Here is a 21,481-nt window from a genome sequence, read left to right as displayed (position 1 = left end):
CAGGGACACGGCAGCGAGCAGCGCAGCGGTACGGGCAAGGCGTCGGATCATGACCAGGTGACCTCGACGGACCCCGGGAGGTTGCCCCCCGCGCAGGTCACGTCTTGATCACCCTCGCCGGAACCCGGACGGGCCCGGGCCTCGCGTGAGACACGGGCCCGGCACCGCCTGCCGCGCGCGTGCTAGCGCTCCTCGCGGAACAGGACGTGCTGCCCGGCCACCGGGTCGTACTTGCGCAAGGCCAGCCGGTCGGGGTCGTTCTGCCGGTTCTTGCGGGTCACGTAGGTGACACCGGTCCCGGCCGTCGACTTCAGCCGGACGACGGGACGCACGGTGCTGCGTGCCATGGGGCTCTCCTTTCCCGGACCGACACCACCATGATCTTGGTCGGTGCATGCCAGCCACGAGAGCTGTAACGGGGGTGGCCGGCCTGGCATTCCCTGCGGGACGGCGGACACCGGCTTTCAGAACGACCACCGCGTGTGGGAGTACACCCCGCCGTCGCGCCCGAAGCCGTACGCCGTGGCCGGGGCGACCGCGAACGCCGTCACGTCGCCCTTGCGCAAGGCGTCGCCCAGGCCGTGGAAGGTGCCCTCGGGCGAGGTGATGTGCGAGCCGTACTTCTCCTCGTACGCCGCGATCACCTCCTCCAGCAGCGCGGGGTCGGTGACCGGCTCCGCGCTTCCCTCGACGACGAGGTCGAGGCCCGACGTGAGGGAGTTGCCGCCGGTGGTGAGCGCGCAGTGCGCGTGATGGGCGAGGTTGCGGGCCTTCTGCTCCGCCGGGCCGGTGGCGAAGTACAGCGCTCCGTCGTGCCAGGCGGCGATCACGGGCGTGACGTGCGGCCGGCCGTCGGGGCGCACCGTGGTCAGCCAGAAGATCTCCGCGGCCTCCAGGTGCCACTCGGCTTCCGCCCACTCGGTGGCGGTGACGTCCCCGGCGCCCGGGCGGGGGTTGAGCGCGGAGCTGTAGCGGGCATCGAGTTCGGTGACGGGCTGCTGGGCGGTCCTGTGTTCCGGCATGACGGATCTCCTTCTCTTCTTCCAGACGAAGGGATGACCGGCCGGCCGCCGCGAAATCATCGCCGTGAGGCCGTACGGGTCGGGCGGACGCCCGTGGGCGGCGGCTCGGCGCGCACCTCGAGCCGGGCTCATGACGCCTCCCGCAGGATGACGGGCGTGATCGCTCCGCTGTCGTACCGCTTCCGCGCCCTGCGCACCCGCAACTTCCGTCTCTTCGCGGCCGGGCAGATCGTGTCCGCGGCCGGCACCTGGATGATGGTCGTCGCGCAGGACTGGCTCGTGCTCGGTCTGACCGGTGACTCCGCCGTGGCACTGGGGACGGTGACGGCCCTGCAGTTCACACCCATGCTGTTCACGCTGTACGGCGGCCGGCTGGCCGACAGCCGCGACAAGCGGACGCTGCTGACCGTGGCCAACCTGGCGTCGGCGGTGCTCGCGCTGCTGCTGTCGCTCATGGTGTTCGCGGACGCGGTGGCCCTGTGGCACATCCACCTGTTCGCGCTCGGCCTCGGCCTGGTGAACGCCGTGGAGGTGCCGGCCCGCCTCGCGTTCATCAGCGAACTCGTCGCCCCGAGCGTGGTGCCGAACGCCTCCGCGATGAGCGCCGCGTACTTCAACGTCGCCCGGGTGCTCGGGCCGGCGCTCGCCGGGCTGCTCCTCACCGCGTTCGGCACGGGCTGGGTGATGCTGGTCAACGCCCTCAGCTATCTGGCGACCGTGGCCGGGCTGCGGCTGATGCGGCCGGCCGAACTGCTCCGGGCGCCCCGCGGGGGAAGCCGCGCCCGGGTGGTCGACGGGCTGCGCCACACGCTGGGGCGGCCCGACCTGGCCGTCCCGATGGCGCTCGTCGCCGTGATCGGCCTGGTCGGACTGAACTTCCAGCTCACCCTGCCGCTGCTGGCGAAGACGGTGTTCCACACCGGCGCCTCCTCCTTCGGCCTGCTCACCACGGTCTTCGCGGCCGGCTCGCTGCTGGGCGCGTTCGCCGGCAGCGGGCGCAGCAGTCGGCCGTCGGCGCGGCTCGTGACGGGCGCCGCGATCGGGTTCGGGCTGCTGGAGGCGGGGGTCGGCTGGGCTCCCGGCCCTGCCGCCGCCGTGGTGCTGCTCTTCCTCACGGGCTTCGCCACGATCTACTTCGCGCAGGCCGCCAATCACCGTATCCAGCTGGGCAGCGACCCGCGCTACCGCGGCCGGGTGCTGGCGCTGTACACCCTGGTGATGCAGGGCTCGACCCCGCTCGGCGCCCTGTGCGTCGGCTGGCTGAGCGAGCGCTGGGGCGCGCGCACCGGGTTCGTCGTCGGCGGTGTGCTGTCGCTGGCCGCGGGCCTGGCCGCCCTCGCCGCGGACCGGGAGGTCCGCCGTCCGGTACGTCCTCCCGGTCCGGCGGACGCCACGCCGGACCGGGAGGACGTACGGCCGTGACGGGCCGCCCGCCTCGACGGTGACCGTTCCGCCGCCGTGAGCGCGGCGGGGCGACCGGCTCACCCGTACGGACGGGCGGGACGCGCGCATGGCCCGCGGCCGCTTCCAGACCGTCACCGGCATCCGGCCGCACGACTCCGGCGGCCCAGGAGCGGAACGTGTGCGCGTCCGCCCGCGCAACTGCTCCCCCACCGGTTCGCCGCGCTCTATTGACTCGCCCCGCAGCCCCTTCCATACTGGCGGCCAAATCGATTTGGCCAAATCGATTTGGCCGCCGTCCGGGCCCATCGTGAAGGCCGAACCACCGAGCGAGTTGACCCCGAAACGGAGTCCCCCGTGTCGCTACGCACCGCTCCACGCCCCGCCCCGGACCCCGACACCGACGCGCACGCCGACGACCGGCGCCGCCATCCCGTCGACGACTACCGCCCCGTGCACCGGATGCTGCTGTTCGGCATCCAGCACGTGCTGGTCATGGCCGCCACGCCCATCTCCAGCGTCTTCCTGGTCAGCGCGACGCTGCACCTCTCCCCCGCCCTGACCGCCAACCTGCTGGCCGCCGCCTTCGTGCTCTCCGGCATCGGCTCCCTGCTCCAGTCCCTCGGACCGTGGGGCATCGGGGCGCGGCTGCCGTTCGTCATGCTGCCGGGCGGCGCCCCGCTCGTGCTGTTCCTCTCCATCGCCGACCAGCACGGGCTGCGGACGGCGACCGGAGCGGTCATCATCACGGCCGTCTTCTACTTCGTCGTGCTGCCGGTTTTCTCACGGCTGCTGAAGTTCTTCCCCACCCTGGTCATCGGCACGATGATCACCATCGTCGGCGTGAACCTGGTCAAGGTCGGCGCACTGCTGGTCACCGGACGCCCCGGCACCAGCGGCTTCGGCGAGCCGCGCGCCCTGCTGCTGGGCCTGGCCACCGTGGGCTTCACCGTCGTCGCCTACGCACTGCTGCGCGGCACCCTGCGCCAACTCTCCGTCATGCTGGGCCTGCTGGCCGGCACCGCGCTCGCCGCCCTGCTCGGCCGGGTGCACCTGGCGGGCGGCGGCGGACTGCTGCACGCGCCCGAGCTGATGCCGTTCGGCACCCCGCAGTTCAACCTCGTCGCCGCACTCCCCCTCCTCGTGTACAGCCTGGCCTCGATGGCCGAGGCGACGGGGCAGACCGTGGTCAACAGTGAGGCCGTCGGCCTGGTACCCGACGCCCGCCGGGACGCGCCCCGCACCATCCGCGGCGACGCGCTCGTCTCGCTGGCGGGCGGCTTCTTCGGCCTGCCGCTGATGGTCACCAGCGGCGAGAACATCGGCATCGTCAAACTCACCGGCGTACGCAGTCGCTTCGTCACGGTGGCCGCCGGAATCGTACTGATCGTCATCGGCTTCCTCGCCCCCGTGGCCCGGCTCGTCAACGCGATCCCCGCCCCCGTGGTGGGCGGCACCGCCCTGGTCGTCTTCGGAGTCATCACCGTCCTCGGCATCCAACTCCTCGGCCGCGCCGGCCTGGACGACCACACCGACTCCTTCATCGTCGCCGTGGCCCTGGCCGCCGGCTTCCTGCCGATCCTCGTGCCCGGCGTGTACGACCAGCTCCCGCCCACCCCGCGCATCCTCCTGGAGAGCGGCGTCGCCGTCGGGGCGTTCACCGCGGCCCTGCTGCACGCGCTCTTCCACCGGGCGCCGTGGATCTCCCGCTCCCTCAAGGCGGCCCCCGCCGAGCCCGTCCCCGTGGCAGGCCCGGCCGTTGACGCCCCCTCGGACCAGCACCGCCCCTGAGCCCCCCATGAACATCGACGACAAGGACACCATGCACCCCCTGCCCAGCCCCGGCCCCGGGCCACTGCTGCGCGACGACGCGCCGCTGCTGCTGGTCCCCGACACCGTTCTGCTGCCCGACGGACCCGCCGAGGACCACGCCGTCGTGGTGACCGGCACCGCCTTCACCGACGTCGGCCCCGTCGCCCGCGTGACTCGCGACCATCCCACGCTCAGCCCCGTGCGGCTGCCCGGCCGCGCCCTGCTGCCCGGCTTCGTCGACGCCCACCACCACCTCACCCAGAGCTTCGGCGCGGCGCTGGCCTTCGGTGAACCCTCGGAGATCTTCCGCCGGGTGTGGGTGCCGCTGGAAGGCGCGCTCGACGAGGAGTCGGCGTACGTGGCTGCCAAGCTCGCCGCGTGGGAGGCGCTGCGCGGCGGTTTCACGACCGTCGCCGACGCCGGCACCCGCGCGCCGGTCGACGTGGAGGCCGTGGCGAGCGCCGCACGGGACGCGGGCCTGCGCTGCGTGCTGGGCGCGATCTGCAACGACGCCGACGAGACCGGCGCGGACGACGTCCTCGCCCGCGCCGGCAAGCACCTCTCCCGCTACGCGGGCGACCCGCTGGTGCACCCCTCCCTCGCCGTCTCCATCCCGGAGGCCGCCACGGAGGCCACCCTCGTGAGCCTGGCCCGCCTCGCCGCCGAGGCGGGCGCGGTCCTGCAGATCCACGTCAACGAACATCTGGCCGCCGTCGAGCGCTCTCTCGTACGGCACGGACTGCGCCCGCTGGAGCATCTGCACCGCCTGGGCGTGCTCGGGCCGCACCTGCTCGCCGCCCACGCCACCTTGCTGACGCCCCGTGAGATCGCCCTGCTGCGCGACACCGGCACCGCCGTGAGCTACAACCCCGTGGCCAGTGCCTGGAAGGGCAACGCCGTGGCGCCCGCGCTGCTCATGGCCGAGGAGGGCATCCGCTTCGGCCTCGGCACCGACGGCACACGCGGCGACGCCTTCCGGCTGCTCGACGCCGCCGAGACCGCCCAGCGCCTCACCCACGGGCTGGCCACCGGCGACTCCTCGTGCGGCGGCGGCTGGACCTGGATCGACCACGGCACCCGGCTGGGCGCCGACGCGGTCGGCCTGGGGTCGAAGGCCGGGGTCGCGGGCGTGAGCGCCGGTGTGGTGGCCGCGGGAGCGGCCGCCGACTTCCTGCTCGTCGACCTCACCGTCCCGGAACTGGCCGCCTCGCACGATCTGCCCTGGGAGTTGCTGCGCCGCGGCAACCGCGACCAGATCACGGCGGTGTTCACCGGCGGACGGCTGCGGCTGTGGCACGGCTCGCCCGTGGCCTGGGACGGCCCGTCCCTCGTGGCACGGGCCCGGGAACTCGCCGCGGAGGTGGTGCGGCGCGCCCCGATCGTCCGGGTGCACCGCCCGTCCACGGAGGCCGTCCGCGCCGGCATCACCCCGGAGGTGCGCGCATGAGCGGCGACGCCCTGGCCATCCTCGCCGTGACCGTGGCCGTCGCCGCCTTCGTGCAGGGCGCCAGCGGCCTCGGCTACGCCCTCATCGTCGCGCCGGTGGCCGGCCTCGCGGACCCGGCACTGCTGCCCGTCTTCCTGCTCGCGTCGATGATCCCGCTGAACCTGTACGTGGCCTGGCGGGAGCGGTCCAGCATCGATCTGCGGGGCGCCGGCTGGATCACCGGCGCCCGCCTCGCGGCCACCCCGGCCGGACTGGTGCTGCTCGCCGCCGTGCCCGAGCACGATCTCGGTCTCCTGGTGGGAGTCGCCACCGTGCTCGCGGCGCTGGTGAGCCTCGCCGCGCCGGCGTTCGCGCCGGGCCGTGTCGCGTATGTCGGCGCCGGTCTGGTCACCGGGATCACCGAGACGGCCACCGGCGTGGGCGGGCCGCCGCTCGCGCTGGTCTACCAGCACCGGCCGCCGCCGGAACTGCGCGCCACGGTCGCCGTATGCTTCCTGCTCGGCGAGGCCGCTTCCCTGGTCCTGCTGTTCTGCACGGGACGCGCGCACCTGGACCACCTGAGCACCGCGCTGTGGATGCTGCCCGCGCTGGCCGTCGGCGCGGCCCTGAGCCGGCTGGTGCACCACCGGCTCAACGCGCGGCGCCTGCGGCTGGGCGTGCTGGTGTTCGCCCTGGTGTCGGGGCTGGTGCTGATGCTGGGGATCTGAACCCCGGGTGCCCGGCGTCTCGTGCGCCGGGCACGGCGTGCCAGGTGGCCACGGCGTCCAGACCCCGGGACGCCGGGGTGATCCAAACGACAGACCCTAGGAGGTGCCGTCCGTTACCCGCACGGAGGACGCGCGGGGCACCAGGCGCGGGCTCGGTGCGGACGGGGCGGGAACCGTGTCGTCCGCACCGCCGCGCAGCCGCCGCAGCAGGAGGTCGAGCGCCTGCGCGGCGGCCTGTTCCAGGTGCAGGTCCACCGCCGTCAGGGGGGGCATGCAGGTCCGCGCGCGGACACCGTCGTAGCGGGTGACGACCAGGACGTCGTCCGGCACCGCGCGCCCGCTGTCGTGCAGTGCGCGCACCGCGCCCACCGCGAATGCGTCGACCATGACGCACAGCGCGTCGATGCCGGGGTGTTCGCGCAGCAGGGCGGCGCACGCCTCGTATCCCGCCTGCTCGCCGCCGGACTCCTCGGCGACCGCCGTCACCGGCGGCCAGCCGTGCCGTTCGGCGGCGCGGGCGTAGGCGGTGCGGGCGTCGACGGCCGAGGACCGGGTGCCCGGCGCGGTGAGCAGCGCGGGACGACGGGCGCCCTCGCGGGCCAGGTGGTCCAGCAGCAGTTCGGTGACCGCCTCGCCGTTGAGGTCGACGTACGGCGCCTGCGCGGCGTCCGGCACCGGCCTGCCGATCGCCACCCAGGGCAGGCCGCGTTCGCGCAGCCCGGCGACGACGGGATCGTCCTCCCGGGGCTCCACGACGATGGCTCCGTCGACGTCGACCGTGCGCAGTCCCGCGCCCGACTCGCCCGGCGGCAGCAGCACCAGCGCGAACCCGTGCGCGAGAGCGTGTTCGGCGGCGGCGGCCGCGACCTCCATGTAGAAGCCCAGCCGGGAGGGTCCCCCGGCCACGGCGAGCGGCATCGACGACAGCAGGGCGATCGCCCTGGCCTCGCCGCGCCGCAGCCGCTGGGCGCGCAGGTTGGGGCGGTAGCCCAGTTCCCCGGCGACCTTTTTGACGCGTTCACGGGTGCGCGGGTCGACCTTGCCCAGCCCGTTGAGCGCGTGCGAGACGGTCGTCCGCGACACACCGGCGGCGCGTGCCACGTCGGCGATCGTCGGCTGACGGGACGCGGAGGCCGGGCGGGGTTCGGTCATCGGCGGCTGTTCTCCTCCTGCGCGGTGTGCCGCCCAGTCTTCCCGATGCCCCGGCGGTCCGGTACGCCGCCTCCCCGAAGCCGCGGCAGGGGGTGGGGCCGGCGGTGCGCCCGCCGGCCCCTGGGGTCACTGCTCCTGGGGGCCGGGTGCGGTGAGCCGGAAACGGGCCACGCCGTCCTCGGTGGCGTACCGGCGAAAGCCCGCCTTCTCCAGGACGCGCAGGGAGACGTGGTTGGAGAGCTCCGCGCCCGCCGTCACGGCGTGCACCCCGGGTGCGGTGAGGGCCGAGGCGGCCGGCGCCCGGGTGGCCTCGGTGGCGTAGCCCCGGCCCCGGCGGGAGGCCATGACGCCGTAGCCGGTCTCGACGGTGGCGTCGGTGGGCGGCCGGAACAGGCCGTTGGAGCCGACCGCCTGGCCGTTGTCGCGTTCGACGATCAGCCGGTGGCCGTGGACGCCGAGCCGGGCCGGGTTCTGCTCGAGGAGGCCGGCGATGACGTGGTCGCCCTCGGCGGGGAAGTCCCGCGCCCGGTGGGACGGGTGGGCGCCCGCGAGGACCGCGGTCACCTCGGCCGTCGTCCAGGGCCGCAGGAGGAGACGGCCGGTGACGGCCATGTTCAGCGGCCTCCCTCATCCCGTGGACGCGCGTGTCCCGCGCCGGCGCCACCCTGGCAAGTGGGGGCCGGGGGAACGGAGTTGCCCGCGTGTCCGCGACATCGCCCATGACCTCGATCTGCGGCCGGGATGCGGAAGAACGGAGGAGTCGGCTCACGCCGGCGCGGTGCCCGTACGGCCGGCCACGCGGTCCAGGAAGAGCTGCCGCCCGGCCGGGTCCGTGGCCAGGTCGACGGCGACGTGGGCGAGGGCGATCGCGCCGTCCAGGACGGCCCGGTCGGCGCCGGGGCTCGTGCCGTAGCGGGCGAACGGCTCGGTGTGCTGGAGCGCGCCCTGCGTGTCGTAGCCGATCGTGGGGTGCAGCGACGGCACGGCGTGTGACACGTTGCCCATGTCGGTGGACGCCATCCGCTCCCCGTGCCGGTCCACGGGCTCGCGGCCCAGGGCCCGTGCGGCGCGCACATAGGCGGCGGTGAGGTAGGCGTCCTGGCGCAGGTCGGCGAAATCGTGACCGTGGGCGGCGAGGTCGAGCACGGCTCCCGTGGCCAGGGCGCCCGCCTCCAGACAGGCCCGCACCCGCTGCCGGGCGTGCGCGAGGCCGTCGCTGGTGTGCGCCCGCAACTCGTAGCGCCCGCGCGCCAGTTCGGGAATGACGTTCACGGCCTGGCCGGCTTCCAGGACGATGTCGTGGACGAGTGTCCCCGGCGGCAGTTGCTGGCGCAACAGGCCCACGGCCGTGTGCGCGAGCGTCATCGCGTCGAGTGCGTTGACGCCTTCCCAGGGGGCCAGCGCGGCGTGCGCGGGGCGTCCCCGGTAGGTGACGTCCCACGCTCCCACGGCGAGGGAGGAGGCGCCGACCGAGTCCTCGGGCGCGGCGTGCACCATCATCGCCGCGGCGACGTCGTCGAAGACGCCCGCCCGCAGCAGCAGCACCTTGCCGCCGATGTCCTCCTCGGCGGGGGTGCCCACGAGCTTGACGGTGATGCCGAGTTCGTCCGCCACGGCGGCGAGGCCGAGCGCTGCGCCGACGGCGGCGGCCCCGTTGACGTTGTGGCCGCAGGCGTGGCCGATGCCGGGCAGCGCGTCGTACTCGGCGCACAGGGCCACCACCAGATCGCCGGTGCCGTATGTGGCCACCAGAGCGGTCGGTACGCCGCCCGCCCGCTCGGTCACCTCGAAGCCGGCGCCGTCGAGCACGGCGGCGATCTTCGCGGCGGACCTGAACTCCTGCAGGGCGGTCTCGGGTTCCGCGTGCAGGCTGTGGCTGAGCCCGACGAGGAGGTCGCGCCGGGAGCGGACGGCGTCCGCGGACGCGGTCATGGCCCGGTCGGTGGAGGAGGCGAGTTCCTGAGAGGTCATGCGGGTTCCCCACTGGTCGTCATGAGGGTGGGCGTCGAAGCGGTGGCGGGTGATCCGCTGCCCTTGAAGAGCAGGCCCACGGCCGCTCCGGCGAGGGCGACGGCCGCGCAGACGGCCCACGCCCACAGGTAGCCCGCCGGGGCGATGCCGCCGCCCGGCGCCGGGTGGGCCGCGAACAGCGCGCCGATCACGGCGGCGCCGATGGCCGCGCCCAGGGACAGGGCGAGTTCGTTGATGCCGACGGACAGCGCGGTCTCGGCGTCCTCGACGACCTCCACCGACAGGGTGCGGGTGACGGCTTCGAACATGCCGGTCGCGACGCCGACGACGAGAGCGCCGGCCAGGTACTGCGGCAGGGAGGCGTGGAAGAGCGCCAGCGACGCGAAGCCCGCGGCGCCCACGCCGCCGCCCGCGGTGAGGGTCGCCCGGTCCCCGATCAGCCGGGCCACCCGGGGCGTGGCGGTGGATCCGGCGCAGCCCGCGACGACCATCGCGAGCGAGATCAGCGCGATGTCCTGCGAGCCGAGTCCCGCGCCGTAGCCGTCCCCGTCGGGCCGGGCCCCGAGGAAGATCGCGTTCGCCCCGAGGAAGCCGATGGTGCCGAAGGCGGCGCAGAAGGTGTGCGCGCTGACCACGGCGAGCCTGGCGTTGCGCAGCAGCCGCACGTCCACCAGGGGGTGGGTGGCGCGCTGCTCGACGCGCACCCACAGCGCGAGGGCCACGACGGCGACGGCGGCGGTCGCCAGGGACGGCGCCGAGGCCCAGCCCCAGGTGCCGCCCTGGGCGAGGACCAGGACGAGCGCGCCGAGTCCGAGGGTGAGCAGCGTCGCCGCGGGCGCGTTGAAGCGGCCGGCGCGCTGTGTGGTGCTGTCGGGCAGCGCCAGTGCCGCGGCCAGGGCGAGCAGGGCGAACGGGACGGCCGTCCACAGTCCGGCCGACGCGTGCTCGTCGCTGAGGGACCCTGCGACCAGGCCGCCGACGCCGATGGACAGCAGCAGCGCGCCGACGAGGACGGACATGCCGGTGCGGCCGCGTTCCGGCGCCCGGGAGCGCAGGATGCCGGCCAGCAGCGGGAAGAAGCCGACGACGGCGCCCTGCAGGACCATGCCCACGGCGAGGGTCGCGGTGGTCGGGCGCACGGCGATCAGCAGCGAGCCGGCCGCCACCAGGCCGACGGCGATGCGCAGCAGCCTGCGGTGGCCGTGGATGTCGCCCCAGCGTGACAGCAGCGGCGTGAGCACCGCGAACGCGAGCTGGGAGAGCAGATAGAGGTTGTTCTGGCCGACGCCCGAGAGGCCGATGTGCTGCCCCACGACGGGCAGCAGCGGGGTCAGGTAGCCCTGGACGACGCCGCTGCACACCACGATCAGGGTCATGGTCGCGAGCAGTCCGCGGCCGCGGCTGATGGAACGGGTCACTGTCTCACCGTCTTCCCTTGGCTGGAATCCGAGGTGATGGCTAGAGTGCGACCCTCGGCCGAAGGGGCCGGGAACATCGTGGAAATCATGCACGGAGGCCGCGGCGGGTGAAGGAATCGGACGCCGTGAGCGAGCTGGATCTCGCTCTCGTGCACGCGCTGCAGGTCCGCCCGCGTGCGGCGTGGTCCGATCTCGCCCCGCTGCTCGGGGTCACGGCGGTGACGCTGGCCCGGCGCTGGGAGCGGCTGACGCGGGAGGGGCTGGCCTGGCTGTCCGTGGTGCCGGGGCCGGCCTTCACGCAGACCCGCTGCACGGCGTTCGTGCTGGTCGGCTGCGCGCCGGCGGAGCGCGAGCGGCTGGCGGCGCGGGTCGCTGAGCTGACCGAGGCGGTGACCGTCGAACTGACGGCTCCGGGCTCCGCCGATCTCCTGCTGGACGTGCTGGCGCCGACGCCCGCCGCGCTGCACCGGTTCGTCACCGAGGATCTCGCACCGCTGCCCGGGGTGAGGGACGTGGAGTGCCTGTTCGCCACCTCGCTCTATGCCGACGGCACCCGCTGGCGGCTGGGTTCCCTGGACGCCGCCCAGCTCAGCGCCCTGGACCCGGCCGGGGCACGGGAACGGGACGGCGGGGCCGTACCCGCGCTCGATCCGCTCGACCGGGCCCTGCTCGACCTGCTCGCCCACGACGGCCGGCTGGGCCTGGCGGAGCTGGCCCAGCACACCGGGACCAGCGCCGCCACCGTGCGGCGCCGGCTGCACCGGCTCACCGCCTCCGACATGATCCGCTTCCGCTGCGACATCTCCCCCGCGCTGAGCGCGCTGCCGGTCGCGGTGACGTTCCGGGGCCGGGCCCCGGCCCGGGACGTGAACGGCCTGCACCGCACACTGGGCACGCTGCCGGAGTGCCGGCTGGTGGCCGCCGTCACCGGGACCGCGAACGTCCTCGCCACCTACTGGATGCGTGACCTCGGCGCGGTGCAGCACCGGGAGACCACGATCGGCGCCCGGCTGCCGTCGCTGGAGATCACCGACCGCATCGTCGGAATGCGCACCGTCAAGCGGATGGGTCACCTGCTGGATGCCGGCGGACGCCGGACCGGGACGCGCCCGATCCGGCCGTGGTGACACCTCTTCCGCGTCCCAAGTGACCCGGGGCGTCTCAGGGTGGCCTGCGGCGTCTCACGCTGAAACCGCGGCGTCCCTAGGTCAGGCGGGCGCGCAGCGCGCGGGCGGCCTTGCCGGTGACGCTGAAGGCGTAGGCGGTGACCGCCGACGGGGCGGGCCGCAGCTGCAGGACGAGCTGATCGTCGTCGGGCCGGACCCGGGCGGTGTGGACGCGTTTGCCCTGCCCGGGAAGGGTCAGCGCGTGCGGGCCGCGGCGGCCCACGCCGTTGCCGAGGGCCCCGCCGAGAGGGCCGCGCGCGCTCACGCCGTGCGCGGTGCACCGCAGGGACAGCTGCCAGTCACCGGAAGGCAGGGCACGCCCGTCGTCGACGCTCGCGAGGTCGACCCGGACCCGGAAACAGGCCCGCCCGTAGTCGTACGTCTCCTTGCCGCGGGCGACGGTCAGGTGCGGCGAGGGCACCTGCTCGCACGGGACGGCGATCTCCTTGCCGCTGCGGGTGTGGCGCAGGACGAGTGCGGTGACCAGGTCGTCGGTGTCGACCTGGTCGAGGTAGCCGTAGCCGCCCAGTTCGAGGACGCTGCCCTGCCAGACCAGGTGGTCGAGCCGGCGCCGCGGGCTCACCTTGAGCATGTCGGAGGTGATCTCGCAGAGATCCTCGTACGCGGGGGAACCGGCGGCGGGGCACGGGGGCGCGGCGTACAGTCTGCCGTTCCGCACGAGGGCCTTGCCGGGGCGGCCGGCCAGTTCCCACTCGAGGACCGCGGCGAGTTCGTCCGCGAGCCCCTCGCGCAGGCAGTGAGCGATGAGCCGCTCGTGGAGGCCGAACTCGGCGAGGACCGGCGGTGTGATCCATTTCCGCGCGTACGGGCGGGCCAGCCCGACGAGTTCCCTGCGGGTGGCGGCGTCGGCGTCGAGATAGGCGGGGTCGAAGCGGCGCACCAGCTCCACCCTGGCGTGCCGGGTGATCAGGTGGTCGCGCAGCCGGCCCGGTGCGGTCATGCCGGTCACCAACTGCACCATCTCGTCGGCCTGTTGCAGGACGGTGCGCAGTTCCAGGCCGTTCGCGGTGATGTTGCCCTCGTCGCCCCGCTTGACGACGTAGTAGCAGTCGTAGTCGCCGACGATCGAGATGACCTTGCTGTGCAGATAGGCGCGGGCGACGAAGTGCTGGTCCTCGCTGATGCGCATGTGCTCCGGGAAGCGGATGCCGTGCGCGTCGAGCATGCTGCGCCGGAACAGCTTGAACGGCATCAGCGTGTAGTAGACGTCGCCCTTCGACAGGTCGGCCTTGTCGACGTTCATGGCGAACACCCGCCGCGGCACGCGCCGGCCGACGCCGACGAGTTTGGCGAGGACCACGTCGGAGGTGTTCTTCTCCGCCATGGCGACCAGCCGCTGAAGCGCCTCGGGGCCGAGGCAGTCGTCGCCGTCGAGGAAGAACACATAGGTGCCGGTGGCGTGGTCGAGTCCGACGTTGCGCGGCCGGCTCGGGCCGCCCGACGCCTTTTGGTGGATCACCTTCATCCGCCAGGACTTGTCCTTCGCCCAGGCGTCCAGCCGCTCGCCGCTGCCGTCGGTGCTGCCGTCGTCCACGGCGATGACTTCCAGCGCGTCCATGCCAATCGATTGCTGAGCGACGGAGGCGAGCGCCTGCTCCAGATAGGGCAGCGCGTTGTAGACCGGCATCACGACGGACACCACTGGCACATACGACCCGTTCACGGGACACCCCCGCCATGCAGCTCATCCGAAAACCGCTGAGGCCCGCCGTGGCTGCGGTCGATGTCTGCCCTGGTCAGACCCCGACAGGCTGATTCACCGGCCGAGCATAAGGGGCGGATACCGCGGATAAACGCCAAGACCACCCATATGCGGGCGGCGCGTGGGAGTGCCAAGGGGGCGCGTGGGCGTGGGCCGCGCCCCCATGAGACAAAGAGGGGGTGCCATCGGCACAAAAAAGAAAAGGAAAGGAGACCACTCGCTCCTTTCCACTCTCAACCTATAGCGCACCGGGGGGCTTGCCGCAAGGCCCCCGTCATGGCGCAGAATCGACGGCCGAAGCCAGAACCGGCCGAAACAGGGGGATTCACGCAGTGCGTGTGGTGTTGTCCATGTATGGGTCCCGAAGGGACATCGAACGGCCGGCGCGGCTCGCGGTCGGGCCGCGGGAGCACAGCGCACAGGTGCGGGTGTGCGCCCGGCCGGACGAGGACTTCGCGCGGCGGCCGGCGGAGCCCGGCGAGCCACCGGTCCCGGCCGGCCCGTCGGCGCGCGCGCTAGCGAAGCCGGCGCCACCGGTGTCCTCCCTGTCCCCGCGCGCCGCATGTGAACGGAGCTGTCCATGAATCCCCTGACCGTCCGCGCCTTCGACCTTCCCGAGCGGCTGGCCGCGAAGGCCGATCCGGTGCTGATCGCCGACGACGAGCGGCACTTCGCAGCCCTGGCCGCGTGCCTGGAGCAGTCGATCGCCGAGTTGTCCGAGCGGCTCGCGGTCACGCGCAGGGCGCCCGGCGGCATGGGCCGGGAGGCGATGGACCGGGACGCCGAGATCCACCGGCTGACCGCCCGGCTGCGCACCCTGCGCCGCTTCGGCCTGGACCTGTGCCTGGGCCGCATGGTCGGCGCGGACGGCGGCGAGCCGGTGTACGTCGGACGGCTGGGGCTGACCGACAGCACCGGCCGCCGGCTGCTGCTCGACTGGCGCTCCCCGGCGGCCGAGCCGTTCTTCGGCGCCACCCACGCCGATCCGATGGGGCTGGCCGCCCGGCGCCGCTACCGCTGGACCGGCGGCCGGATCAGCGACTACTGGGACGAGGTGTTCACCGCCGACGGACTGGAAGGGCACGCGGCGCTGGACGACCAGTCCGCCTTCGTCGCCGCTCTCGGCGTCAGCCGGTCGTCGCGGATGCGGGACGTGCTCGCCACCCTCCAGGCCGACCAGGACGCCATCATCCGCGCCGGATCCCGCGGCGCCCTCGTCGTCGACGGCGGGCCGGGCACCGGCAAGACCGTCGTCGCCCTGCACCGCTCCGCCTACCTCCTCCACTCCGATCCGCGGCTCGGTCACCGCCGGGGCGGCGTGCTGTTCGTCGGCCCGCACCGGCCCTATCTGGCGTACGTCTCCGACGTCCTGCCCAGTCTCGGCGAGGAGGGCGTGCAGACCTGCGTCCTGCGGGACCTCGTCGCCGAGGGGGCGGCAGCGGGCGTCGAGGCCGATCCGGAGGTGGCCCGGCTGAAGTCGTCCGCGGCCATGGTGGGCGCGATCGAGAAGGCCGTACGGTTCTACGAGGAGCCGCCGGCCGAGGCCATGACCATCACCACGCCCTGGTCCGACGTCCGGATCACCGCCGCCGACTGGGCGGCCGCGTTCGACGCGGCGGAACCGGGCACGCCGCACAACGAGGCGCGCGCGCAGGTGCATCAGGAGCTGCTCACCCTCCTGGTGGACCAGCACGACGGCGACGCCTCCCCCGACGAGCTGCGCACATGGCTGCGCCGCAACCGCGAGCTGCTGGCTGCCTTCCACCGCGCGTGGCCGCTGCTGGAGGCCGCCGACCTGGTCGGCGACCTGTGGTCGGTGCCCGCCTACCTGCGGATGTGCGCGCCGTGGCTCAGCCGCGACGAGGTGCGCGCGCTGCAGCGCGCCGATCCGCAGGCCTGGACGGTGTCCGACCTGCCGCTGCTGGACGCGGCCCGGCAGCGCCTGGGCGACCCGGAGGTGGCGCGGCGCGGGCAGCGGCGCGAGGCCGTCCTCGCCGCGCAGCGCGAGCGCATGGGGCTGGTCGTGGACAGCCTGATCGCGGCCGTGGCCGACTCGGGCGCCGACGGTGACGACGGCGAGGGGCTGGTGATGATGCTGCACGGGCAGGACGCCCGGGTCAGCCTGGTCGACGAGTCCGAGGTGGCGACGCCCGACCCGGATCTGCTCGCCGGTCCGTTCGCGCACGTCGTCGTGGACGAGGCGCAGGAACTGACCGACGCGGAGTGGCAGATGCTGCTTCTGCGGTGCCCGTCGCGCAGCTTCACCGTCGTCGGGGACCGCGCCCAGGCCCGGCACGGCTTCACCGAGTCGTGGCGGGAGCGGCTGGAGCGGGTCGGGCTCGGCCGGATCACGCTGGCCTCCCTCACCATCAACTACCGTACGCCGCAGGAGATCATGGCGGAGGCGGAGCCGGTCATCCGGGCCGCGCTGCCGGACGCCAATGTGCCGGTCTCGGTGCGCAGCAACGGCCTGCCGGTCGTGCACGGCCCCGCGTCGGAGCTGGAGGCGATCCTGGACGACTGGCTCGCCGCCCATGCCGAGGGGGTCGCCTGTGTGATCGGCGCGCCCTCGTTCCGGGAGCGGCCGCGGGTGCGGTCGCTGACGCCGGAGCTGGCGAAGGGGCTCGAGTTCGACCTGGTCGTCCTCGTCGATCCCGACGCGTTCGGCACGGGCGTCGAAGGGGCTGTCGACCGCTATGTGGCGATGACCCGGGCCACCGGGCAGCTCGTCGTGCTCACCGGTGCCCGGCCGGTCACCAGCGCACGGCCGTGAAGTCGACGGGCCGGGGCCGCAGCGGGCGGGTGCGCCGGGCCAGCGCGTGCAGCCGGCGGGACATCTCGTCGGCTGCCAGGCGCTGCCGGCTCCCGTGGCCGGGCAGCAGCCACTCGAAGCGCAGCCGGCCGGCCGCCCCGGCCAGCGAGTCGGCCAGCTCCTCGATGGAGTACCAGGTGACGCTGTGCGCGACCTCCAGGTCACCGGTGGTGCGCGACCAGTAGAAGCTGTCACCGCTGAAGCAGTACCGGTCGTCCGCCAGGTAGAGCACGCTGCCCCGGGTGTGCCCGGGCAGGGGATGGACGGTGACCCCCGGTGCGATCGGCCGCGGGTCGCGTCCGCGGATCACCTGGTCGGCGTCGGGTGCGGCGTCCAGGTCTCCCTCGTGGATCCACAGCCGGGCGCCGAAGTGGTCGGCGTAGCGGCGGCCGTGCGCGGCGTGGTCGCGATGGGTGAGGAGTACGTCGGTGACGGCACCGAAGTCCGCGTAGCGGCGCGCGAGTTCACGGCTCCAGCGCGGAGTGTCGACCATCATGACCGTGCCGGAGGGGCGCAGGAGCAGGTAGGAGTTGGCTCCCGCGGTGCGGGGCGAGTTGTGGCCGCAGATCAGTACGCCGTCGTCGAGGCGCATCGGGAACGGGTCGAGCGCCGGGTCCACGCGCCCGGACGGTGTGCGGACCGAGCGGGTGGGGCAGGCGAAGGCGGCGGCGTGCAAGCGCCGCGTCTCCGTCTCGTCGCCCGGCGGGCGCAGGATCCGGGACTTCCCCTCGACCTCGCCGATCAGGCCGGGCGCGAACTGCCGGGCCGCATCGCAGTTGGTGCAGCGGTCGTCCACGTACCAGCCGTCCATGGCGGGACTCCTCTCCTGGGCAACGGCGCCCGGGTGGGGCGCCGTTACAGGGATATCCCGCGCGCGGACGGAAACGGTAGGCCGGTCCGGTCTTGTGTTCCGGCCCGCGTGGCGCTCTGCCACCAGAACCGGGAACTGACCGGCCGATCAGTCGGTGGGCTCGCCGAACCACGTCCGCAGCGGGCCGAGGAGGGCCTGTCGGTCGTCACCCGCCCACGCGACGTGGCCGTCCGGCCGCAGCAGGACCGCGGGCACGTCCAGCTCCTCGCCGACGTCGACGACGTGGTCGACGCGGTCCGCCCAGCCGGCCACCGACAGGGTGCCCGTCGCGTCGAGCAGCAGCCCGCGGCCGCGGTGCATCAGCTCGTACAGGCGGCCCCCCTTCAACCGCACGTCCGGCAGCCGCCGGCCGACCAGTTCGTGATCCTGGCCGAGGTCGTAGCGGACGCCGACCGCGAACGCCGTCTCGGTCATGTACCGGTTCACGTCGTTGAAGTCCATCAGCTTCGACAGCAGTTCGCGCAGTGCCACGGCCCCGGGTTCGGTTCCCAGCAGCGTCATCTGGGCGCGGGTGTTGGCCAGTACGGCGGCGCCCACCGGGTGCCGCTCGGCGTGGTAGCTGTCCAGCAGTCCCCGCGGCGCCCAGCCGCGCACCGCGGCGGCCAGCTTCCAGCCGAGGTTGAACGCGTCCTGGATGCCGACGTTGAGGCCCTGGCCGCCGGTCGGCGGGTGGATGTGGGCGGCGTCGCCGGCCAGCAGCACCCGGCCGACCCGGTAGCGCTCGGCCTGCCGGGTGGCGTCGCCGAACCGGGACAGCCAGCGCGGCGAGTGCACGCCGAAGTCGGTGCCCGCGACGGCCTGCAGCCGCGCCCTGAACTCCTGCAGAGTCGGTGTGCCCGCATCCTCCTCGGACACCTTCCCCGCGGGCACGCCGAGGCGGAAGGTCCCGTCCCCGTTGGGGATGACACCGAACCGCAGCACGGTCTTGCGGACTTCGGTGACGACGGCGGTCACCGTGTCCGGGTCCGCGGTCATCTCCATGTCGCCCAGCAGCGTCTCGACCTTCGCGGGCTCGCCGGGGAACCCGACGCCGAGCCGCCTGCGTACGGTGCTGCGGCCGCCGTCGCAGCCGACCAGATAGCGCGAGCGCAGCCGGGTGCCGTCCGCCAGTTCGGCGGTCACCCCGTCCGCGTCCTGGCTCACCCCGACCACCTCGCAGCCGAACCGCAGCTCGGCGCCGAGTTCGAGCGCCCGCTCCCGCAGCAGCCGCTCGGTGACCGGCTGCAGGGTGGAGAGGCCGTACGGGTGGGCCGTGTCCATGCCCTGCGGCCACGGCTTGTGGATGCCCCCGAAGAAGCCGCCGACCTGGAACTTCTCACCGACCGCGAGGAACCGGTCGAGCAGGCCGCGCTGGTCCATCATCTCCACGCTGCGCACGTGCAGGCCACGCCCGCGGGACTCCATGGTCGGCTCGGTCAGCTTCTCCAGCACGACCACGTGCACCTCGTGCAGCCGCAGCTCGGCGGCGAGCATCAGGCCGGTCGGGCCGCCGCCGGCAATGAGCACATCGATCATCAAAAGTCCCCGTTTCCGCTGGTTGTGGCTTCGCCGGGCGATTCTGCGGCATGAGGGGGGCCTTGCCGCAAGCCCCCCTGTGCGCTATACGTTGAGAGTGGCAAGGAGTGGTTGTTCCCTCCTTGCCTTTGTCTTTTCGGTGTTCCGGGGCGCCACCGCGCCCGCCGGACCCGGGCCCACCGCGGGAAAAGTCGAACTGACGGGTGGGGCGGGGCGGTTCGGACGTAGGTTGTGCGGTGAATGATCCACGCCACGGCTGAAAGACGGTTAGGACTCATGACCGACCCCACGACGACGCACCAGAAGATCGACACGTCGGTGCCGCACTCCGCCCGCATCTGGAACTACTGGCTCGGCGGCAAGGACAACTACCCCGTCGACGAGGAGGCCGGCGACGCCTACACCGCCGTCTTCCCCGGCATCGTCACCATCGCCCGCAGCAGCCGAGCGTTCCTGCGCCGCACCATCACGTATCTGGTCACCGAGGTGGGCATCCGGCAGTTCCTGGACGTCGGCACGGGTCTGCCCACCGCCGAGAACACGCATGAGGTGGCCCAGCGGCTCGCCCCCGAGGCGCGCATCGTCTACGTCGACAACGACCCGATGGTCCTGGCCCACGCCCGCGCCCTGCTGTACTCCTCCCGCGAGGGCGCGACCTCCTACATCGACGCGGACGTCACCGACCCCGAGCGCATTCTCGCGACCGCCGAGAAGACGCTGGACCTCGGCCGGCCCACCGCGCTGATCCTCAGCAACATCCTGGGTCACGTGGGCGACCACGACCAGGCCCGCTCCATCGTCACACGGCTGATGTCCGCCCTGCCGCCGGGCAGCTACCTCGCCGTCAACGACGGTTCGCGCGGCATCGACCCCGTCTTCGAGACGGCCCAGGACGCGTACAACTCCAGCGGCGCCGTGCCGTACAACCTGCGTACGGTCGACGAGATCGCCGCGTACTTCGACGGTCTTGAGCTGGTCGAGCCCGGCGTGGTGCCGGTCACGCAGTGGCGCCCGGAGCCGGGTACGGCCGCGGAGATCGTCGCCGAGCACGGCGGACTCGCCCGCAAGCCGTAGCCGCGCCGGCCGTGGGAATCGCCGGCCGCGCGAGCCGTCCCCTCCGCGCACCCTGACGGAGGGGACCTCGGCCCCGCGTCGATGTCCTCCCGGATCAGCGCGGCCGCCGGTATGCTATGCGCATGCATCGTTTCGCGTGTCTGAGCTGGTGGCGCTCCTCCTAGGAGCGGCCCCCTCACACGCATGACCCGGGCCGTTCGGACGAACGGCCCCTTTTCGTGTCCCCTGGAACAGGGCTGGTGTCGTCCGGCGGCGTCATCCCTCACCAGGAGATCCCATGGACACCGCCCTTTCCTCCACGGCCGCCGACGCCACCGCCGCGGCTCCCTCCCCCGACGCCCTCGGGCTGTCCGCCGCCCGGGCGCGCAGCGCGGTGCTGGAGGAACTGATCCGCAAGGAGCCCGGACAGTTCCGGGTCCTGACCGGCGACCGCCCCACCGGCCGGCTGCACCTGGGGCACTACTTCGGCACGCTGCACAACCGGGTCCGCCTCCAGGACCTCGGCGTGGAACTGTTCGTGCTGGTCGCGGACTACCAGGTGCTGACCGACCGCGACGTCGCCGACAACCTGACCGGGCACGTCGAGGACCTGGTCCTGGACCACCTCGCCATCGGCGTCGACCCGGCCCGCAGCACGATCTTCACGCACAGCGCGGTGCCCGCCCTCAACCAGCTGATGCTGCCCTTTCTCAGCCTGGTCTCCGTCGCCGAACTGGGCCGCAACCCCACCGTCAAGGACGAGATCGCGCACTCGCGCCAGTCCGCGGTCAGCGGCCTGATGTTCACCTATCCCGTCCACCAGGCGGCCGACATCCTCTTCTGCAAGGCCAACCTGGTCCCCGTCGGCCAGGACCAGCTCCCCCACCTGGAGATCACCCGTACGATCGCCCGTCGTTTCAACGACCGCTACGGCGACGGCACCGCCGTGTTCCCGCAGCCGGAGGCGCTGCTGTCGAGCGCGCCGCTGCTGCTCGGCACGGACGGCACCAAGATGAGCAAGAGCCGCCGCAACGCCATCGCCCTGGCCGCCGACGCCGACGAGACCGCCCGACTGATCAAGGGCGCCAAGACGGACTCCGAGCGCCACATCACCTACGACCCGCTCACGCGCCCCGAGGTGTCCTCGCTGCTGCTGCTGGCGGCGCTCTGCCAGCAGCGCACCCCCGAGGAGGTCGCCGACGACATCGGTGCGGCGGGCGCCGCCGCGCTGAAGAAGACGGTGACCGAGGCGGTCAACGAGTACCTCGCCCCGATCAGGGCGCGGCGAGCCGCCTACGCCCAGGACCGCGCCCACGTCCGCGAGATCCTGCGCGAGGGCAACGAACGCGCCCGGGCCGTGGCCGACGCCACGCTCACCGAGGTACGCGCGGCCATGAACAGCCGGTACTGA

17 protein-coding genes are annotated in these 21,481 nt (G+C 73.4%); 8 read left to right on the top strand and 9 right to left on the bottom strand.

Going from position 1 to position 21,481, the window contains the following annotated elements:
- Positions 1-182: 182 nt before the first annotated feature.
- Positions 183-347, bottom strand: a complete 165-nt coding sequence (gene rpmG, locus AC0B9F_RS16360) for a 50S ribosomal protein L33 (protein ID WP_472003088.1) — start codon at positions 345-347, stop codon at positions 183-185.
- 117 nt (positions 348-464) lie between these two features.
- A complete protein-coding gene (locus AC0B9F_RS16355) occupies positions 465-1,022 on the bottom strand; it encodes a pyridoxamine 5'-phosphate oxidase family protein (protein ID WP_472003086.1) in 558 nt (185 codons plus the stop codon).
- A 147-nt stretch (positions 1,023-1,169) separates the two neighbouring features.
- Between AC0B9F_RS16355 and AC0B9F_RS16350 the strand changes: the two genes are divergently transcribed.
- From AC0B9F_RS16350 to AC0B9F_RS16335, 4 genes are all read left to right on the top strand, one after another.
- Positions 1,170-2,444 (top strand): MFS transporter, encoded by a 1,275-nt coding sequence (locus AC0B9F_RS16350; RefSeq protein ID WP_472003084.1) that lies wholly within the window; start codon positions 1,170-1,172, stop codon positions 2,442-2,444.
- A gap of 441 nt (positions 2,445-2,885) precedes the next feature.
- The gene (locus tag AC0B9F_RS16345; protein WP_472003764.1) at positions 2,886-4,214 is read left to right on the top strand and encodes a uracil-xanthine permease family protein; all 1,329 of its coding nucleotides are present in this window, start codon (positions 2,886-2,888) and stop codon (positions 4,212-4,214) included.
- A gap of 7 nt (positions 4,215-4,221) precedes the next feature.
- Positions 4,222-5,682, top strand: coding sequence for an amidohydrolase family protein (locus tag AC0B9F_RS16340; protein WP_472003082.1), 1,461 nt, complete (start codon positions 4,222-4,224; stop codon positions 5,680-5,682).
- On the top strand, positions 5,679-6,389 hold the full coding sequence (locus tag AC0B9F_RS16335) for a TSUP family transporter (protein ID WP_472003080.1): 711 nt from the start codon (positions 5,679-5,681) through the stop codon (positions 6,387-6,389). Before AC0B9F_RS16340 ends, AC0B9F_RS16335 begins: the two co-directional genes overlap by 4 nt.
- A 96-nt stretch (positions 6,390-6,485) precedes the next feature.
- Here AC0B9F_RS16335 and AC0B9F_RS16330 read toward each other — a convergent pair whose 3' ends face one another.
- From AC0B9F_RS16330 to AC0B9F_RS16315, 4 genes are all read right to left on the bottom strand, one after another.
- Positions 6,486-7,541, bottom strand: coding sequence for a LacI family DNA-binding transcriptional regulator (locus AC0B9F_RS16330; protein ID WP_472003078.1), 1,056 nt, complete (start codon positions 7,539-7,541; stop codon positions 6,486-6,488).
- Positions 7,542-7,667: 126 nt separating this feature from the next.
- The gene (locus AC0B9F_RS16325; RefSeq protein ID WP_472003076.1) at positions 7,668-8,153 is read right to left on the bottom strand and encodes a GNAT family N-acetyltransferase; all 486 of its coding nucleotides are present in this window, start codon (positions 8,151-8,153) and stop codon (positions 7,668-7,670) included.
- A gap of 153 nt (positions 8,154-8,306) precedes the next feature.
- Positions 8,307-9,512, bottom strand: a complete 1,206-nt coding sequence (locus tag AC0B9F_RS16320; protein ID WP_472003074.1) for an amidohydrolase — start codon at positions 9,510-9,512, stop codon at positions 8,307-8,309.
- Positions 9,509-10,930, bottom strand: a complete 1,422-nt coding sequence (locus AC0B9F_RS16315; RefSeq protein WP_472003072.1) for an MFS transporter — start codon at positions 10,928-10,930, stop codon at positions 9,509-9,511. Before AC0B9F_RS16315 ends, AC0B9F_RS16320 begins: the two co-directional genes overlap by 4 nt.
- 125 nt (positions 10,931-11,055) lie before the next feature.
- On the opposite strand from AC0B9F_RS16315, the gene AC0B9F_RS16310 reads away from it, so the two are divergent.
- Entirely contained in the window at positions 11,056-12,057 is a 1,002-nt protein-coding gene (locus AC0B9F_RS16310; RefSeq protein ID WP_472003070.1) for an Lrp/AsnC family transcriptional regulator, read from the top strand.
- A 76-nt stretch (positions 12,058-12,133) separates the two neighbouring features.
- Here the strand turns inward: AC0B9F_RS16310 and AC0B9F_RS16305 are convergent, their stop codons facing one another.
- Positions 12,134-13,780, bottom strand: coding sequence for a glycosyltransferase family 2 protein (locus AC0B9F_RS16305; RefSeq protein WP_472003068.1), 1,647 nt, complete (start codon positions 13,778-13,780; stop codon positions 12,134-12,136).
- A 619-nt stretch (positions 13,781-14,399) separates the two neighbouring features.
- On the opposite strand from AC0B9F_RS16305, the gene helR reads away from it, so the two are divergent.
- The gene (gene helR / locus AC0B9F_RS16300; RefSeq protein ID WP_472003066.1) at positions 14,400-16,592 is read left to right on the top strand and encodes an RNA polymerase recycling motor ATPase HelR; all 2,193 of its coding nucleotides are present in this window, start codon (positions 14,400-14,402) and stop codon (positions 16,590-16,592) included.
- On the opposite strand, the gene AC0B9F_RS16295 is transcribed toward helR, so the two are convergent.
- Positions 16,573-17,442, bottom strand: coding sequence for a 4Fe-4S domain-containing protein (locus tag AC0B9F_RS16295; RefSeq protein WP_472003064.1), 870 nt, complete (start codon positions 17,440-17,442; stop codon positions 16,573-16,575). The genes helR and AC0B9F_RS16295 overlap by 20 nt on opposite strands.
- Positions 17,443-17,589: 147 nt before the next feature.
- Positions 17,590-19,017: a rifampin monooxygenase gene (gene rox / locus AC0B9F_RS16290; protein ID WP_472003062.1), complete on the bottom strand. Its 1,428-nt coding sequence runs from the start codon at positions 19,015-19,017 to the stop codon at positions 17,590-17,592.
- A 276-nt stretch (positions 19,018-19,293) separates the two neighbouring features.
- Between rox and AC0B9F_RS16285 the strand changes: the two genes are divergently transcribed.
- Together AC0B9F_RS16285 and trpS are read left to right on the top strand one after the other, a co-directional pair.
- Positions 19,294-20,091 carry an SAM-dependent methyltransferase gene (locus tag AC0B9F_RS16285; RefSeq protein WP_472003060.1) on the top strand — a complete coding sequence of 266 codons (798 nt, stop codon included), beginning with the start codon at positions 19,294-19,296 and terminating at the stop codon, positions 20,089-20,091.
- 277 nt (positions 20,092-20,368) lie between these two features.
- Positions 20,369-21,481, top strand: coding sequence for a tryptophan--tRNA ligase (trpS, locus tag AC0B9F_RS16280; RefSeq protein ID WP_472003058.1), 1,113 nt, complete (start codon positions 20,369-20,371; stop codon positions 21,479-21,481).

The sequence above is a fragment of the Streptomyces sp. NPDC097129 genome (assembly GCF_055668065.1).
This window is presented reverse-complemented; position numbering and strand designations above follow the sequence as displayed.

Coding starts and splice junctions, on each gene's coding strand:
- rox (WP_472003062.1), bottom strand. CDS start 19,017: ATGATCGATGTGCTCATTGCCGGCGGCGGCCCGACCGGCCTGATGCTC.
- AC0B9F_RS16285 (WP_472003060.1), top strand. CDS start 19,294: ATGACCGACCCCACGACGACGCACCAGAAGATCGACACGTCGGTGCCG.
- AC0B9F_RS16335 (WP_472003080.1), top strand. CDS start 5,679: ATGAGCGGCGACGCCCTGGCCATCCTCGCCGTGACCGTGGCCGTCGCC.
- AC0B9F_RS16295 (WP_472003064.1), bottom strand. CDS start 17,442: ATGGACGGCTGGTACGTGGACGACCGCTGCACCAACTGCGATGCGGCC.
- AC0B9F_RS16325 (WP_472003076.1), bottom strand. CDS start 8,153: ATGGCCGTCACCGGCCGTCTCCTCCTGCGGCCCTGGACGACGGCCGAG.
- AC0B9F_RS16345 (WP_472003764.1), top strand. CDS start 2,886: ATGCTGCTGTTCGGCATCCAGCACGTGCTGGTCATGGCCGCCACGCCC.
- AC0B9F_RS16320 (WP_472003074.1), bottom strand. CDS start 9,512: ATGACCTCTCAGGAACTCGCCTCCTCCACCGACCGGGCCATGACCGCG.
- helR (WP_472003066.1), top strand. CDS start 14,400: ATGAATCCCCTGACCGTCCGCGCCTTCGACCTTCCCGAGCGGCTGGCC.
- trpS (WP_472003058.1), top strand. CDS start 20,369: ATGGACACCGCCCTTTCCTCCACGGCCGCCGACGCCACCGCCGCGGCT.
- AC0B9F_RS16330 (WP_472003078.1), bottom strand. CDS start 7,541: ATGACCGAACCCCGCCCGGCCTCCGCGTCCCGTCAGCCGACGATCGCC.
- rpmG (WP_472003088.1), bottom strand. CDS start 347: ATGGCACGCAGCACCGTGCGTCCCGTCGTCCGGCTGAAGTCGACGGCC.
- AC0B9F_RS16340 (WP_472003082.1), top strand. CDS start 4,222: ATGAACATCGACGACAAGGACACCATGCACCCCCTGCCCAGCCCCGGC.
- AC0B9F_RS16355 (WP_472003086.1), bottom strand. CDS start 1,022: ATGCCGGAACACAGGACCGCCCAGCAGCCCGTCACCGAACTCGATGCC.
- AC0B9F_RS16350 (WP_472003084.1), top strand. CDS start 1,170: ATGACGGGCGTGATCGCTCCGCTGTCGTACCGCTTCCGCGCCCTGCGC.